The organism is Algoriphagus faecimaris, assembly GCF_900101705.1.
Taxonomy (GTDB): Bacteria; Bacteroidota; Bacteroidia; order Cytophagales; family Cyclobacteriaceae; genus Algoriphagus; species Algoriphagus faecimaris.
This window is the reverse complement of record NZ_FNAC01000060.1, coordinates 1-15,937: the sequence shown is the minus strand read 5'-3', so window position 1 is coordinate 15,937 and position 15,937 is coordinate 1. Positions and strand designations below refer to the sequence as shown.

The window sequence follows — 15,937 nt, the reverse complement described above, 5'->3', positions numbered from 1 at the left end:
TCGAGCATGACGTAGCCGTCACACACTGGTATGACTATCAACCATGCGAGATTCCATGTGACCTTTAAAATTCAATTATAGACACATGAAATCGACAGGATTAAAATCATCATTAAACACACAGAGCAATGCCCCTAAATTCCGGGGTTAATCGTCAAAGATTCCAGGTGACCATTAAAAAATAATTATAGATAGATGAAACCACACAAACAAATTAAAGATTGGGGTCTAGGACTCAACTCTCCTTTGATCATTGCAGGCCCATGTTCTGCAGAGACTCCCGAACAAATCGAACAGATCTGCAAAGAAATGAAGGAAGAGAATATGGTTCCTCAGCTCTTCAGAGCAGGTATTTGGAAACCTCGGACAAGACCGGGTTCTTTCGAAGGAGTGGGAGAAGAAGGATTGAAATGGATGGAAATTGTCCGTCATCATTTGAATATCCCTATCACGGTAGAAGTGGGTAATGCCGCCCATGCCGAACTCGCTTTGAAGCATAAAATAGATGTACTCTGGATCGGAGCTCGGACCACTGTCAACCCATTTGCTGTGCAGGAAATAGCTGAGGCACTCCGAGGATCTGATGTGCCCGTGATGATCAAAAACCCAATGAACCCGGATTTAGATCTGTGGATAGGGGCTTTGGAAAGGATGCATGCAGTAGGAATTGATAAGTTAGCGGCCATTCACCGAGGATTTTCTGATGCTTACGACAAGCGATTCAGAAACAAACCCAATTGGTCCATGCCGATCCACTTGAAGCGGGTTTGGACAGGAATGGAAGTAATCAATGATCCCTCCCATATTGTAGGAAGAAGAGATGGGCTACAGGAGGTGGCTCAACGCGCGATGAACTTCGGCCTCGATGGTTTGATGATCGAAACCCACCATGATCCTGACCAAGCTTGGTCTGATGCCAAGCAGCAGGTGACTCCGAAGCGCTTGAAAGAAATGATCGATTCGATTGATTTCAAAGAGCCTTTGGAAAACATGAAACCCGATGAGCGACTGCAGGATTTAAGGAGAGCGGTAGATCATCTGGATGATCAATTGTTGGACATTCTTCAAGAGCGATTTGCTGTGATTGACCATATCGGTGAGCATAAGCGTGAGCATCATTTGACGGTATTCCAATCCAACCGATGGAAGGAAGTAATGGAAAGCAGAACTCAAAAAGGAGTCGCAAAGAACCTTAGCGAGAAATTCATGAAGGAATTACTTTATTGCATCCATGAAGAATCTGTCAAACGTCAGGAAAAGCAATTACGCGAAGCTGAACCTATTAAAAAATAAAAATTGCCAGCTCTTCAAAAGAGATGAGGGGTAGAAGCTCCTCCCTCTTCTCTTTTTGGATTAACTTGCCTTGAAATACGCTAATCGTGAATCCAGTAAAAATCAATTCAGATCCTTTTTCCTTACTTTCGGATGAACTCCAAAAAAGAGACTTTTCAAAGCTCTTGGTTTTAACCGATGAAAATACCCAAAGAGACTGTTTTCCCATGGTTAAAGATGCCTTACCTGCACATTTCGAAGAATTGACCATTCCGGCAGGAGAGCAATATAAAACGCTAGAAACCTGTGTCACTATCTGGGACAAAATGACAGCGGCAGCTCTAGATCGTAAGGCTTTGGTAATCAATCTTGGAGGCGGAGTTCTCGGTGATATGGGAGGATTTTGCGCAAGCATATATAAAAGGGGTATTCGATTTATCAATATGCCCACGACGCTCCTATCGCAGGTAGATGCCAGTGTAGGAGGAAAATTAGGCGTGGATTTCCACGGATTAAAAAACCATCTTGGAGTTTTCAATGAACCAGATATAGTCTTGATTTCTCCTTCCTTTCTGGACACACTTTCTGCTCAGGAAGTACGCTCTGGTTTTGCGGAAATAATAAAGCATGGATTGATTCAAGATGCTGCCTATTTCTCAGGTTTAAATTTTGAGAATTGGAAAAAAAACAACTGGAATGCATTGATAAATCGTTCGGTTGACATCAAAAAGCAAGTGGTCCAGGATGATCCTAAAGAGCAAGGATTGAGAAAAATCCTCAATTTCGGACATACCTTAGGACATGCTCTGGAAACTTACTATTTAGACAGCCCCAAGCACCTTCTTCACGGTGAGGCCATCGCCGTAGGAATGATTTGCGAAGCTTGGCTTTCTCAACAAAAAACAGGGCTTGCGCTCCATGAACTGGAAGAAATCAGTCAAAAACTCATTCAGGTCTATGGAAAAATCAACATAGATCCAGCACATTGGGAAACTATTTTGGATTTGAGTCTGCAAGACAAAAAAAATGAAGGCAAATCCGTGCTCTTTTCCCTTCTCGAATCGATCGGGACCTGCACATACAACATCCCTGTGACAAGGGAAGAAATGAAACAAGCTTTAACCTATTATACCCATCTTTAATCCCTTGGAAACATCTGCCATGGAGCTTCTCCACCTTTCCCAAAAATCAGCATTTGATACCGTAAATATCCCTCTCCCCTCTTCTAAAAGTGAATCCAACCGAGTTTTAATCATCGATGCACTGACGGATGGAAAAAACCAAATCAGCAATTTGGCTGAGGCTAGAGATACGCAGACGATGATCCGGTTACTTCAGACTAATCCTCCTGTTTTTGATGTCTTGGACGCGGGTACGACAATGCGATTTCTGACTGCATTTGCTACTGTCACCAATCAGAATAAAGTCATGACAGGCACCCCAAGGATGTGCGAACGCCCTATAGGGATTTTAGTAGATGCACTCCGAAGCATCGGCGGAGAAATCCACTACCTCAACAAGGAAGGTTATCCTCCGCTAGCGATTCATGGTTTAAATCAACAATCTCAAAAACAAGTCAAAATCAGGGGTGACGTATCCAGCCAATATATATCGGCAATGCTTATGATCGCACCTGCCCTTCCCTTGGGTTTGGAAATCGAACTTCAGGGAAAAGTGGGAAGCCAGACATATATTGAAATGACCCTTCAATTGATGAGAAATTTTGGTATCCATTACACTTGGGAAGAAAATATCATCAGCGTTCCTCCTCAAACTTATCAGGCCTCGTCTTTCACCGTGGAAAGCGATTGGTCAGGAGCGAGTTATTGGTTCAGTCTTTTAGCCTGTGCAGATTCAGGTCAGATTTTTCTAAAGGGACTCAAAGAGGACAGTTTGCAGGGTGATGCCGCCATCGTGGAAATCATGGACCGACTTGGTGTCAAAAGCAACTACAAGGAAGACGGTATTTTGCTTCAGAAAAAAGCGGTCAGCGGATTGGAAAAATGGGATTTTACCCATTGTCCTGATTTAGCTCAAACTGTGGCCGTAACCTGCGCCATCATTGGACAAAACAGTATTTTTACTGGCTTAGAAAGCCTACGAATCAAGGAAACTGACCGGATTTTTGCCCTTCAACAAGAATTATCCAAATTTAATGCACAGCTTAAAGAAATAGAGCCGGATGTGTTTCAGGTCATCCCATCCGTGACCATGCCGAATGAAGTAAAAATCCATACCTACGACGATCATCGCATGGCAATGGCATTTATGCCCCTTTTGACCAAAACCAAAGTCATCATCGAGGATCCGGATGTGGTAAACAAATCCTATCCGAGTTTTTGGAAACATTGTCAATTAGCTGATATCAGCACCCAAGAATCATGAGCCAAAAGGTAGCAATTCAGGGCATCCCGGGTTCTTTTCATCATCAAGTAGCCCTTTTGGAGTTTGGGAGCCAAAGCCAAATCCTTCCTTTTAGCACCTTCGAGGCCGTAGCAAAAGCCGTATCCTCAGGTGAGGCGGATGTGGCAGTAATGGCCATTGAAAATTCGATAGCCGGAGCTATTCTCCCTAACTACGAACTCATCGACCGCTATGACTTGGCGATTTGGGAAGAATTCTATCTTCCTATATCGCATCAATTAATGGCATTGCCGGGACAGCAGCTCTCCGACTTGATTGAAGTCAGATCCCATCCTATGGCTTTACTTCAGTGCAAGCAGTTTTTGAGTCAATTTCCCCATTTGCAACAACAGGATGATGTCGATACCGCCACGGTTGCTAAAAGAATCCGAGATGAAAAACTGAAAGGTACTGCAGCCATCGCCAGCAAAATTGCCGCAGAAATTTATGAACTTGAGATCCTGGCAGAAGATATCCAAACGGTGGAGAATAACTTTACCCGATTTATCATTTTGGGAAAAAGTGCTAAAAACTCCAAAACAGCCAATAAAGCATCCCTCAAAATCAACATTAAAAATGAATCTGGAGGCTTGGCAAAATTACTGAGCATGCTTGCCGAGAAAGGGCTCAACCTCAGCAAAATTCAATCTATTCCCGTGATGGAAAGGCCATGGGAATACGCCTTTTTTATAGATGCAGTTTTTGAGGATCATCAGCTCTTTCTAGAAGCCATGGAGCAGGTTAAAAGAGATTTTGGTACCTTGAAAATAGTAGGGCAATATATGAGTAGAAAGCAATGAAGGGTTTCGCAAGAAGAATCACGTCAATACAAGAATATTACTTTTCAGCAAAGCTAAGAGAAGTCAATCAATTAATTAAAGAGGGCAAGCCTATCATCAATTTGGGAATCGGCAGCCCCGACTTGACCCCGGCTGATTCGGTCATCGCTGCACTTAAAAGTACCACCGAACAATCCCAAGCTCACGGTTATCAATCTTACCAAGGAATTCCAGAATTGAGGACTTCCATGGCACACTATTACGAGCAAGCTTTTGGCGTAAGCCTCAGTCCATTTCAGGAAATTCTTCCTTTGATAGGGAGCAAAGAGGGAATTATGCACATTAGCTTGGCATTTTTGAATCCGGGCGATGAGGTATTGATCCCCAATCCGGGCTATCCCACGTATCGATCAGTCACAGAGCTCTTGGACTGTCAAGCCATTTCCTACAAGCTCCTAGATTCTGGAGAGCCTGATTGGAGGCACTTGGAGTTCATCGACCTATCCAAAGTAAAGATCATGTGGGTAAACTACCCGCACATGCCCACAGGACATAGAGGAAGCAGAGAGATAATGGAAAAGCTAATCCGATTTGCAGAAAAGAATCAAATTTTACTCGTAAACGATAACCCTTACAGCCATATTCTCAATCCCCAACCCATCAGTATTCTCTCTGTCTCAGGTGCAAAAGAAGTGGCCCTTGAGCTTAACTCTCTAAGCAAAACATTTAATATTCCCGGATGGAGAGTAGGCATGCTTTGTGGAAAAGCGGAATGGATAGAAGCTGTCTTGAAAGTAAAATCCAATATGGATTCGGGGATGTTTTTAGGTATTCAAAAAGGGGCCATTGCTGCCCTAAACCTTCCCAAATCTTGGTATGAAGAACTTAATAGACTTTATGAAAACCGTAGAAAACTGGTCTGGCAACTTGCAGATAACTTAGGACTAAGCTATCATAAAGAACAATCCGGATTGTTTATCTGGTGCAAGTTACCTGAGGGCCAATCCGCCGATGAATTAGTGGATCACCTTCTATATGATAAGTCCATTTTTGTTACGCCAGGGAAAATCTTTGGCAGTGAAGGAGAACAGCATGTACGAATTTCACTTTGTATGCCCGAGTTTAAAATATTAGAAGCAATCAAACGAATCAAACCTAACAAATCATGAATAAGATACATATAGTGGGATTAGGCCTCTTGGGAGGGTCTTTTGGATTAGGAGCTCGAAGGAAATTTCCTGAACTGAAGGTCACTGGTAATGATATTTCTGCTCAAAACCTCAATGACGCTCAAACCTTAGGTATTATCACCGAGTCCAAAGAAATCCCGGACTCGGATACTGATCTGGTTATTTTGGCGACTCCTGCAGACACTTTGGGGGACCTTTTGATAAAAACACTGGATCAGGTGGGGCCAGAGACACTTGTGATAGATCTAGGATCCACCAAATCCAATCTCTGTCAAAGGGTCCAAAACCACCCCAAAAGAGCCCAATACCTCGCTGGCCACCCCATTGCCGGCACAGAATATTCCGGGCCTAAAGCAGCATTTGCAGACCTTTTGGATAGGAAAGTAATGATCCTATGTGAAATGGAAAAAACAGATCTTCACCTAAAGGAAAAAGCTTATCAACTTTTTGATGCATTGAATCTTAAGCTTCGATTCATGGACCCTCAGGAGCATGACCGGCATTTGGCATTCGTCTCCCATCTCTCCCATGTGAGTTCTTTTATGCTAGGCAAAACCGTGCTTCAAAAAATGGCCGATGAGAAAAATATTTTCGACATGGCTGGTTCAGGTTTCGCTTCTACCGTTAGATTGGCTAAGTCCAGTCCCGCCATGTGGGCTCCTATCCTGACGGAAAACAAAGACAATATACTTGCTGCCCTAGACGGTTTTATTGGCAATCTTCAGGATATTCGGTCCAAGATCGCCGAAAGCGACAATGATTCACTTCATCAAGACATGGCCGAAATCAATAAAATCCGAGATATTCTGGATTTAGGGAAGTAAGCCTTTAAATATCAACCTAAGACCACGGAGCTATTCGTGGTCTTTTTTTGATTAGAATTAATTTGCAATCATTTCCTTAAATTGCTTGAGTACAAAGCCCAAAAACCTATGAAACCTTTACTATTAATACTTACCCTGCTTTTCACACAACCTCTTCTAGCTCAGGAGGAATGGAAAGTTGTCATTCCTGAATCAGAAGCATCAGCAAGACATGAAAACTCTTTTGTAGAATGTGATGGCAAGTTCTATCTCATTGGTGGGCGTGGGGAGCGTCCAGTGGACGAATACGACCCCAAAACTAATTCCTGGAAAACCATTGCTCAGGCTCCACTGGAAATCAGTCACTTTCAAGCCATAGCCTTCGAAAAAGAAATCTGGATAATCGGTGCTTTTACTGGTAATTACCCCCATGAGACACCTATTGAGGACATTCTGATTTTCAATCCTGCAAGAAAGGAGTGGCGAAATGGCCCCAAAATTCCAGAAGATAGGCTTCGTGGATCGGCTGGAGTGGCCGTATATCAAGACAAAATCTACCTCGCAGGAGGAATTATCGATGGCCATTATGAAGGGTTTGTACCTTGGTTGGACGAGCTTGACCCCAAAACGGGGGAGTGGAGCATCCTCCCTGATGCTCCCCATGCTCGGGACCATATTAGCGCTGCTATCGTCAATGACAAACTTTACCTTGCTGGAGGCCGAACTTCCCATGCGGCCATCGGAAAAGTACTGGAAACCACTGTTGCAGCTGTAGATTACTATGATTTCAAAACCGACACTTGGAATACAATAGGAAGCGAAATCCCTACACCTAGAGCCGGTAATTCCAATTTGGGAATAGGAAACTACCTTATTGTACTTAATGGAGAAAGCGCCAGTCAAGTATCAGCCCATGCAGAAGTAGAAGTTTTGGATACAAAAACAGGAAAGTGGAGCTCTCTTCCGGACTTAGGACAAGGAAGGCACGGTACAGGAGTGGTATTTTATGATGGGAAAATTTGGGTAGCTGCTGGATCCGAAAATCGAGGCGGTGGTCCTGAAACGTCCCTTTTGGAAGTTTTGGAATGGAAGAAACCTAAACGCTGAAATCCTTAAAATTCCCTAATATCGATAAAAACGTGCTACGGAAAAGGATTTTGGATCGTCTTTTGACTTAAGAACAACAAGCTAAACTATAAAAACATGAAAGCTTTATTTTCCATGATTGTAGCGGTTTTTATCACCGCATTTTCTTTTGCCCAGCAAATGGAGCAAATCCCCCTGATCGAAGTAGAAGGCTATAGTCAGCGACTGATTAATCCTGATGAGGCTGTTTTTACTATTTCTTTGCAGGAAAAAGCCATGAAAGTGGCCGACGCAAGTAAGATTTTAAATACCAAAACCCAAAATCTCGCCGATGCCCTGAAAAAATCCAAAGTACGGGATTACAAGCTGATTGCCGACAATTACTCAGTGGACATCAATAGAATCTACAGAAGTGGGAATAGTAGAGATAGTGGCTATGTCGCCCGGCAAAATCTCCGAATCGTCACTTCCAGTACCAATGAAGACCTTCAAAAAATCGTCGATGCGATAAATAATTCTGGCGATATGAGTTTTCAGTTGGCTTTTCAAATCTCTGAACAAGCCCAGCGATCATTAGAAAATGAATTGCTCACAGAGGCACTGAAAGATGCAGAAGCAAGAGCCAGATTAATAGCCGAAACGCTAAATATCCGAAGTATTCGAGTTCACCATGTAAGTATGGATGCTCCAAGGCCCGTTTATCCAACTATCAAACTAAGGGGAACCAATGCGATGGCTGAACAATCCGATATGCTAATCGAGTCAGATGAACAGAAGGTAGATAAACGAGTCTACGTCAAATACACCTACTAAAAAATGGGCCGCAATTGCGGTCTTTTTTATGTTCGAATCGACAAAAATTTAAACCTCAAGCTCTTCTTAGAGTCACTTTTCAAATGAAACTCTTCCTCCTGTAAAACAAAATATTTTATCGTGAAAAACAAAAATCTAATTTAATTTCAGAATTTATTGTAAATTTTCTAAAGAATTATAGATAAAATTATCCGTTAATCAATTTTTAATAAGGGGTTGCTTTTTGAACCAAAAGTAATTTTATAGGTTATTACCTTATTAGTCATTTTGTAAAATTATAGAAACTATCTCCCTATGAAATTAATTTATTCTGCGGTTCTGATCTTTTTTCTTTTTCAGAGCCCCTACTCTTTCAGCCAAATTCCTACTATCAACTTGGATATCATCCAAACGGAAATTAATGGTGGGAATCCCTTACCTTCTGAAGAATCATTTTATATCCGAGGGGCCATTCCCAAAAATATTGAAATGGTTCAAGTCAGTATTTTTCAAAGCAAGAAATCTGAGTCTAAAGCTTATTCCTATTTCTGGAAGGCTCCCTTTGGATACGAAGAGCTTTCTTATCAGGTATTAGTCTCAGACCCTCTTCGATCAAGTGAGGAATATGATCTGAGATTTAGCTTCTATCGGCAAGCCGGCAAAGATCAAATGGAAGAAGTACGAAATTTGATTTTTCAGAATATTGAAACCTACCTCAGTACAGTAACAACGGTGCAAAGAGGAAAAATAAAATTTCTGGACTCCAACGAACTCATACTAAGTCGGCTGAATCAAATTGTAGAAGAAGGCGCATATTATTTCGAATTACCCAATGGGAAGTCATTCTCAGGATTCAGCGACTTGATTAAAAATAAACTAGAACAGGGTCGTAAGCTCAAATTGAAAGATGCTAAGCTTAACCTCCCTGATCTGGAAGAAGATCAAAATGCTAGAGCTGCCTATGCAGCAACTTATTTAAAAGAATTGCAAAGCACCTTGAAATCCGAGGTTAATCAGTACTTGACTCCCAATATGCTGGTTCGGGTAGATGAATTATCCTTTCAAAAATATCCCACCGAAAAGAAACCAAATTCTCTTACTTTAAACGCAGGATATGGGGCTATCATGCTCTCACAAGGCTTACCAGAGCGGGAGTTTGTATCCAGTCCTTATGCTGGACTCTCTTTCCCATTAGGAAACAGAGCCTTTAGTCGATTCATGAACAATCTAACCCTTTCCACCGGAGTTTTTATTTCTGGGAAAATGGAAAACTCTCTGAATGAAAGGATATCAGGGCCACTTTTGGATCGACCTGTTTATGCGGGATTAGGATACAATATTTTCCGTTTTTTTAGAATAAATGCAGGAGCCACTTTCTTGACAACCAATCAAATGGATGGTTCGAAAAATCGTACAATAAACCCTTATGTGGGTATTAGTGCCGATTTCAGAATTTGGTTAGGACTGGGTAATAAATAAGAATGTATGAAATCGAGCATGATGTGGCTATAGCACGCTGATATGACTATAACCATTCGAGATTTCATACCGAATCAAGTTCGCGACAGGTAATGACCTTTGAAATTCAATTATAAACACATGAAATCGAGCATGACGTAGCCGTCACACACTGGTATGACTATCAACCATGCGAGATTCCATGTGACCTTTAAAATTCAATTATAGACACATGAAAAAGTTAATTTTAACCCTACTTTTTCTGTCCCAAGTCTTTTTGACCTACGGACAGCTGCATGGGTATAAGTGGCGTTTAGGTTTCAGTACCGGAACGACCAACTACTACGGTGATATTCAACCTTTCGAATTACAGTCTTTAAGCGATTTACCAGATTGGTATAAAAGACACAAAAACTATGCACCCGATTGGTCTTACCAAGCATCTTTGGAATATGCCATGAGTCCCTCTTTTGGTTTAATGCTAAGTGTAGGAACCTATCAATTTGGTTCGGCAGATCGTTTCGTTCAAAATGATGGATCAATAGTAGTGACTTCGCCAAATTTCAACCGAGCATTAAATTTTCAAACTCGCTCATCCGATGTGGGTCTTTCCCTAGTCATCAAGCCAGATAATAATTGGCTGCTCTCTGGAAAATCCTTCTTTGCTCCTTATTTAACTATTGGCGCAGGTTTTCAACAATTCGACGTCAAAGGAGATCTTTTGGATGAAAATGGTAGCCCCTACGATTACAACAATCCTCGTGAGCTAGTTGACGGCACATTTGAAACTAATCTCAGAGAATTAAACACTGAAAGAGGTACTCCCTACAGGACAATTACACCTTTTGCCAATTTTGGAATGGGGATACGCTTTAGGATCACTTCTCAGTTTGAGCTATTTGCTCAATCCACCTTTAACTATGCCTTTACCGACTATCTTGATGATGTATCAGGCCGGTATAAGCTGGATTATGAATCTGCATTTCAACAATATGCCGCAAGACCTGGAATCACCGTCCCCATAAGAGAACAACCCTACCGAGGCAATCCTAATGGGCAGAATGACTGGTACATATATCATGGTGTAGGTATAAAATTCAGCTTTGGCGCAAAAAAACAAAGCTTCCAGCCGCCTATCATCACTCAGCGCTATCCAGTCCAAAATCAGCCTTTGACCGCAGAAATGGTTGACGAATCAAAAAGTGAAAAAAGCCCCGAGCTCAAAAATCCTACTATTGTCAACAATTACTTCACTTTTCTTAATCCACCTTTGGAGCAAGGCTTGCTGAAATACCCAATAGATTCGGCCAAACTTAAAGAGGAAGAAGCACTCAAAATTTTACAGGATTCATTGTCTAGAAATCAAGACAGCCTTCTCATTTCTTTGGACAGTCTAAAAAGATTTGAATTGATCCTGGAGAGTGACACCCTACTCCAAGATTCATTAAAACTCACCAAAAGAGATTCGCTAAGTGCGCAGCGGACTCTATTGACTAAGCAAATCAATCAGCTTGATTCTATGAAAGGGCGTAATGATAGCCTCATTACAAGTCTCAAATTGGGCTCGATGGAGCAGGAGTCACAGCGTGACAGCATGATGATGAATAGACGATATGCTACCATCGCCTCTTTTCTTTACACCAATCTAGACAGTTCGTCGACTTCCTCCCCTACACAGAAGACTATACCCGCCGATCAGTCGGAGATGATCAGTAGAGGGGAATTGGAAGCCGAACTCAACAAACTCAGGGTAGAAATGCTGCAAGCACAAGCTAAAAGGGATTCTGCACTAATCAGAGCTATACTTGATAGGCCTCAAACGCAACCTTCGGAACGTACTGAAAACCAAGAACCGCAGGTTATCCGTGAGACCTTCACTCGGGAAGAAACTCGTACGATTGAAAAAGAAAATCAAGATGAATCCAGAAGAAATCAAGTTTTAAGAGATGCTCTTTTGGTAGGAGGTGCTGCGGCTACTACTGCCGCCATTACTTCCTCTTCAGAAGATTCTTCCAGGACCATCACCGAATATGTAGTGATCGATTCTCTTCTTTTAGAAAAAATAAAAAGTGATTCGCTCCTCATCGACAGCCTCAGAAATCAGCCTATACTTACCGATACGGTAAGACAAGAGATCACAAAAACTGAGCTTTTCAACAATAGCACACTAGAAGTCTACTTTGAGATTAATCAGCGCGAATTAAGTGATCAAGAGAAAGAAAACATAAGATCCTTTTTCTCAAAATTACCCGCTGAGAATAATTTCAAATTCAGACTTATGGGCTTTGCTGACAATACAGGATCCTTGGCTTACAATTTAAAGTTGATTGGTGACCGGGTGAATGCCGTGAAGCGCTTTATGGAACAAGAACTCCAAATTAAAGCAGAAGATATTTCTCTCTCAGAAGGGGGATTGATTCAACGAGGAAGATCTTCCGGCTCCAATGATCAAGACCGAAGAGTCGAAATTAGAGTGAGTAATTAACCTTCTTTCCTCATCAAAAGCCTGATTTTAAAAAAATCGGGCTTTTTTTTTAACCTAAAAGCTGTATCAAAAAAGCAATTACGCCAATGATCAACCCTATCATAAAAACTTGATAAGCATACCTCAAGAGTTTGTATTTTCGATTTAGAACCATACTCTGATAATAAAGAGAAGTGGACATCTGATCCATGATATCAGCCCTAGAGTTCATGGTATCCCTCAGCTGTGCCAAATACTCGTCCTTAGTCAAAAAAGAAACTGAGCCAAAAAAAATTAATGAGTGTTTTTCCTTTTTCAGTGGATCGGGCTTACCTAATATCTTTGGTTTGGCAGCCTGCACAGCCAAGATCGTAGAGCTCAAGCATGTCAGAATGAAAAGCATAATTGGGATTACTGTCCAAAGATTACCCACATCGATCTGCCTGGATACAGAGCCGTACCCTATCAGGGCAACCATAGAAGAGATCACCAAAGCGTTTATACTGATGATAATATTGGCTTTATTGTCTGCGATTCTTAGCAATTGGGCATTATTATTAAAAGTCACCCGATAGAAGGTCTGTCTCTCTCTAGAGGTCTTTTCTTCTTTCTGCTTTTCAAAAATCTGGACTTCCATAAGATCTGCTTATATGAACTTGAAATTAATCAATTTTTTGAATTGATCTCAACTTTATCAAATAAGCAAAAGTCCTTGCTCTCTTAAAATTTCCCAGACCTCTGAATCCATCAGTTCCTGAAAATCACCAAACTGCTCCTCATAGCTTGGTCTGATTTGATGAAGTGACTTCAGTGGTTGGGTATAATTAACCTCCTCCAAAAAAGACATAATCCAAAGCGCCAAGTCTTCCGGAAGCTCCAAAGCAAAATCTTCGTTCTTTCCAGAAAAAATTAAATCACAGAATGACTCATCTTCGAGGTATTCCAAATCAGGTAACTCTCCAATCCAGACAATTCTAGTCTGATCTTTTAATTTGAATGCTCCTGCATTCTCGACTTGTCGAATAATAAAGTTTTTAGGAATAGTGGTGGAAGGAACCTTAGTCTCAAACCATTTGCCTAAAGGAACCTCGAAACCCACTCCATGCATGAAGTTGAATAGGGATTTTCTCAATCCATCCCCAAAAAGATCATGATCAGCACCTGTGGGATCCTCATGCTCCAGCTCATTATTGGCAAAATTCCCCAAATCCGGATGTGGAATTTTCACTTTAAAATTAGATGGATTCAAACCTACAAGACTATGGGCAGTCAGTGCAAAGCGATGCCAAAAACCAGACTGTAGAACCCCTGATTCAAAAAGTTGACGAACCATTTCCAACGAATCAATCGTCTCCTGAGCAGTTTGGGTAGGAAAACCATACATCAAGTAAGCATGTACCATAATGCCCGATTGTGTGAAATGATGACAAACTTGGGCCACTTGGGCAACGGTCACCCCCTTTTTGATCAAGGCAAGTAATCGGTCTGAAGCTACCTCTAATCCACCGGAAACAGCGATACAGCCCGATGCCCTGAGCAAGCGACATAGATCCGCTGTAAAACTACTTTCAAATCGAATATTGGTCCACCAGGTAATCGAGAGTCTTCTCTTTAAAATTTCTAAAGCTAAATCCCTCATCAATGCCGGTGGAGCTGCCTCGTCTACAAAATGAAACCCTCGCTGTCCCGTCTGTGCTATGATCTCTTCGATTCTGTCGCATAAAATGGAAGCATTGATCGGCTCGTAGCGTTGGATATAGTCGAGGGACACATCACAAAAGGTACATTTGCCCCAATAGCAACCATGCGCCAACGTCAGCTTGTTCCACCTACCGTCGGACCATAGTCGATGCATAGGATTGGGAACTTCAATGACAGACAGATACTCTCTCAGTTTTAAATCACTATAGTCAGGCGTACCCGTTTCTCGCTGTGGCACATCTTTGATTTCGGGATTATTGATAAAATGAACTTCCCCTTCCTTTCTGATGAAAGTCCTTTTTAGCTTTTCGATTTCTAATTCTCCATTCAGATGATTTAACAGAAGCCTTACAGGAGCCTCACCATCATCCAAGGTGATAAAGTCTACATAATCAAAAATTCTAGGATCCTTCAGAGATCGTAATTCGGTATTGGGATAGCCCCCTCCCATCCAGCGCTTAATGTGGGGGTAGTGCTTTTTCAAATATTGACCACAGCGCAAAGCCCCATAAAGATTACCGGGAAAAGGGACAGAAAAACCTACTGAATCCGGCTTTAATGCTTTCATTCTTTTTTCTAATATCTCCCACATCATCTCAGTAATCAAACTTGGTGGAGCCTGCAGAGCAGACAGAAGCTCATCAAAACTTTTGGCAGAAATCGCCAATCGCTCTGCATAGCGGCTAAATCCAAAATACGGATCCACCGCCTCTTGAATCAGATCTCCCAAATCCTCCAAGTATAGGGTGGAGAAATACCTTGCCTTATCTCGGGTCCCTAAGCTTCCAAAAGCCCAATCCAAATCTTCCAATTGCTCGAACCGCTTGGCCTGAGGCAAAAAATCTCCTTCCACAATCCTATAGGCCAAAGTGGGATCCTTATCCTGAAGAAAATTAATCACTTCTTCTATGGTTTGGAGGTACTTTTTCCGAAGGCGAAAAATCCTACTACTATTTTCTGACAAGACCTCTTTCGAAGCCTCCACTCGTGCAAAAACTTTTTCTAAACCTCTTTTGGAAAAAAGCTCTAAAATGACTTCAATCCCCAAATCGGCTTGATGTGAGGTGGTTCCAATCGTATTCAGAAACCCTTTTAAATAAGCAGTAGCAGGATACGGCGTATTTAACTGAGTAAAAGGAGGAGTGATAAATAATACCTTGTGATTCAAGAATTTGATGTTTTGATGCAAATTTGGGAAGGTTTAGATGAATTCTTGGTATTAAATCAGATTATTTCTACCTAAAAGTGAAAGAGACTTTTCTCGTTTTTCGATAATTCTCATCTTTGACATGCAAAACGATTTCCCATGAGCAATAATGACATTTTAAGGATTTTGAGATATACCTTTGATTTTAAAGATGAGGAAATGATTTCCATTTTTCAGCAAGGAGGAGAAGCTGTAGATAGGGCAACCGTTTCTGATTGGTTGAAAAAGGAAGAGGACCCTGAATTCAAAGCACTTTTTGACAAACCATTAGCAGCATTTCTGAATGGATTGATCACGCAGAAAAGAGGTAAAAAAGATGGGGAAGAGCCTGTTCCGGAAAAGTCCTTAAACAATAATCAAATCCTAAGAAAGCTGAAAATCGCGCTGAATTACAAGGACGAGGACATGTTGGATGTATTTGGCTTTAGGCAATTCCGAATCAGCAAGCATGAGCTGAGTGCATTTTTCAGAAATCCCAAACAGCACCAATACCGGGATTGTGGAGATCAGGTCCTTCGCAATTTTCTGATGGGACTACAGCTCAAGCTAAGACCTACAGACTAAAAAACCGCTCAGATAACTTCCTTTCATTTCATGAAATCGAGCACGACGCAAGCGACACACACTGGAATGATTGTAAATTGTGCGAGATTCCATCTGACCTCTAATAAAACAAATTGTAAGCAGATGAAATCGAGCATGACGTAGCCGTCACACACTGGTATGACTATCAACCATGCGAGATTCCATGTGACCTTTAAAATTCAATTATAGACACATGA

13 protein-coding genes are annotated in these 15,937 nt (G+C 41.6%); 11 read left to right on the top strand and 2 right to left on the bottom strand.

Going from position 1 to position 15,937, the window contains the following annotated elements:
* The first annotated feature begins 195 nt into the window (after positions 1-195).
* From BLQ57_RS19530 to BLQ57_RS19485, 10 genes are all read left to right on the top strand, one after another.
* Entirely contained in the window at positions 196-1,293 is a 1,098-nt protein-coding gene (locus tag BLQ57_RS19530; protein WP_087941285.1) for a chorismate mutase, read from the top strand.
* Between the two features lie 86 nt (positions 1,294-1,379).
* Positions 1,380-2,414: a 3-dehydroquinate synthase gene (aroB, locus tag BLQ57_RS19525; protein WP_087941284.1), complete on the top strand. Its 1,035-nt coding sequence runs from the start codon at positions 1,380-1,382 to the stop codon at positions 2,412-2,414.
* A gap of 19 nt (positions 2,415-2,433) precedes the next feature.
* Positions 2,434-3,657 carry a 3-phosphoshikimate 1-carboxyvinyltransferase gene (locus tag BLQ57_RS19520; protein WP_087941283.1) on the top strand — a complete coding sequence of 408 codons (1,224 nt, stop codon included), beginning with the start codon at positions 2,434-2,436 and terminating at the stop codon, positions 3,655-3,657.
* Complete coding sequence (locus BLQ57_RS19515; protein WP_087941282.1) at positions 3,654-4,475, top strand: prephenate dehydratase; 822 nt, start codon at positions 3,654-3,656, stop codon at positions 4,473-4,475. Before BLQ57_RS19520 ends, BLQ57_RS19515 begins: the two co-directional genes overlap by 4 nt.
* Complete coding sequence (locus BLQ57_RS19510; protein ID WP_087941281.1) at positions 4,472-5,623, top strand: pyridoxal phosphate-dependent aminotransferase; 1,152 nt, start codon at positions 4,472-4,474, stop codon at positions 5,621-5,623. Before BLQ57_RS19515 ends, BLQ57_RS19510 begins: the two co-directional genes overlap by 4 nt.
* The gene (locus BLQ57_RS19505; RefSeq protein ID WP_087941280.1) at positions 5,620-6,468 is read left to right on the top strand and encodes a prephenate dehydrogenase; all 849 of its coding nucleotides are present in this window, start codon (positions 5,620-5,622) and stop codon (positions 6,466-6,468) included. The genes BLQ57_RS19510 and BLQ57_RS19505 overlap by 4 nt, the downstream gene beginning before the upstream one ends.
* Positions 6,469-6,576: 108 nt before the next feature.
* Positions 6,577-7,554, top strand: a complete 978-nt coding sequence (locus tag BLQ57_RS19500; protein ID WP_087941287.1) for a Kelch repeat-containing protein — start codon at positions 6,577-6,579, stop codon at positions 7,552-7,554.
* Positions 7,555-7,650: 96 nt separating this feature from the next.
* On the top strand, positions 7,651-8,346 hold the full coding sequence (locus BLQ57_RS19495; RefSeq protein WP_087941279.1) for an SIMPL domain-containing protein: 696 nt from the start codon (positions 7,651-7,653) through the stop codon (positions 8,344-8,346).
* Positions 8,347-8,640: 294 nt separating this feature from the next.
* Positions 8,641-9,804, top strand: coding sequence for a hypothetical protein (locus tag BLQ57_RS19490; RefSeq protein WP_087941278.1), 1,164 nt, complete (start codon positions 8,641-8,643; stop codon positions 9,802-9,804).
* Between the two features lie 211 nt (positions 9,805-10,015).
* The gene (locus BLQ57_RS19485) at positions 10,016-12,268 is read left to right on the top strand and encodes an OmpA family protein (RefSeq protein WP_087941277.1); all 2,253 of its coding nucleotides are present in this window, start codon (positions 10,016-10,018) and stop codon (positions 12,266-12,268) included.
* Positions 12,269-12,317: 49 nt separating this feature from the next.
* On the opposite strand, the gene BLQ57_RS19480 is transcribed toward BLQ57_RS19485, so the two are convergent.
* Positions 12,318-12,884 carry a Pycsar system effector family protein gene (locus tag BLQ57_RS19480; RefSeq protein WP_087941276.1) on the bottom strand — a complete coding sequence of 189 codons (567 nt, stop codon included), beginning with the start codon at positions 12,882-12,884 and terminating at the stop codon, positions 12,318-12,320.
* Positions 12,885-12,941: 57 nt separating this feature from the next.
* On the bottom strand, positions 12,942-15,116 hold the full coding sequence (locus tag BLQ57_RS19475) for a B12-binding domain-containing radical SAM protein (protein ID WP_087941286.1): 2,175 nt from the start codon (positions 15,114-15,116) through the stop codon (positions 12,942-12,944).
* Between the two features lie 138 nt (positions 15,117-15,254).
* On the opposite strand from BLQ57_RS19475, the gene BLQ57_RS19470 reads away from it, so the two are divergent.
* On the top strand, positions 15,255-15,719 hold the full coding sequence (locus BLQ57_RS19470; protein WP_087941275.1) for a YehS family protein: 465 nt from the start codon (positions 15,255-15,257) through the stop codon (positions 15,717-15,719).
* Positions 15,720-15,937: the final 218 nt, after the last annotated feature.

Coding starts and splice junctions, on each gene's coding strand:
- BLQ57_RS19530 (WP_087941285.1), top strand. CDS start 196: ATGAAACCACACAAACAAATTAAAGATTGGGGTCTAGGACTCAACTCT.
- BLQ57_RS19520 (WP_087941283.1), top strand. CDS start 2,434: ATGGAGCTTCTCCACCTTTCCCAAAAATCAGCATTTGATACCGTAAAT.
- BLQ57_RS19515 (WP_087941282.1), top strand. CDS start 3,654: ATGAGCCAAAAGGTAGCAATTCAGGGCATCCCGGGTTCTTTTCATCAT.
- BLQ57_RS19510 (WP_087941281.1), top strand. CDS start 4,472: ATGAAGGGTTTCGCAAGAAGAATCACGTCAATACAAGAATATTACTTT.
- BLQ57_RS19505 (WP_087941280.1), top strand. CDS start 5,620: ATGAATAAGATACATATAGTGGGATTAGGCCTCTTGGGAGGGTCTTTT.
- BLQ57_RS19500 (WP_087941287.1), top strand. CDS start 6,577: ATGAAACCTTTACTATTAATACTTACCCTGCTTTTCACACAACCTCTT.
- BLQ57_RS19495 (WP_087941279.1), top strand. CDS start 7,651: ATGAAAGCTTTATTTTCCATGATTGTAGCGGTTTTTATCACCGCATTT.
- BLQ57_RS19490 (WP_087941278.1), top strand. CDS start 8,641: ATGAAATTAATTTATTCTGCGGTTCTGATCTTTTTTCTTTTTCAGAGC.
- BLQ57_RS19485 (WP_087941277.1), top strand. CDS start 10,016: ATGAAAAAGTTAATTTTAACCCTACTTTTTCTGTCCCAAGTCTTTTTG.
- BLQ57_RS19480 (WP_087941276.1), bottom strand. CDS start 12,884: ATGGAAGTCCAGATTTTTGAAAAGCAGAAAGAAGAAAAGACCTCTAGA.
- BLQ57_RS19470 (WP_087941275.1), top strand. CDS start 15,255: ATGAGCAATAATGACATTTTAAGGATTTTGAGATATACCTTTGATTTT.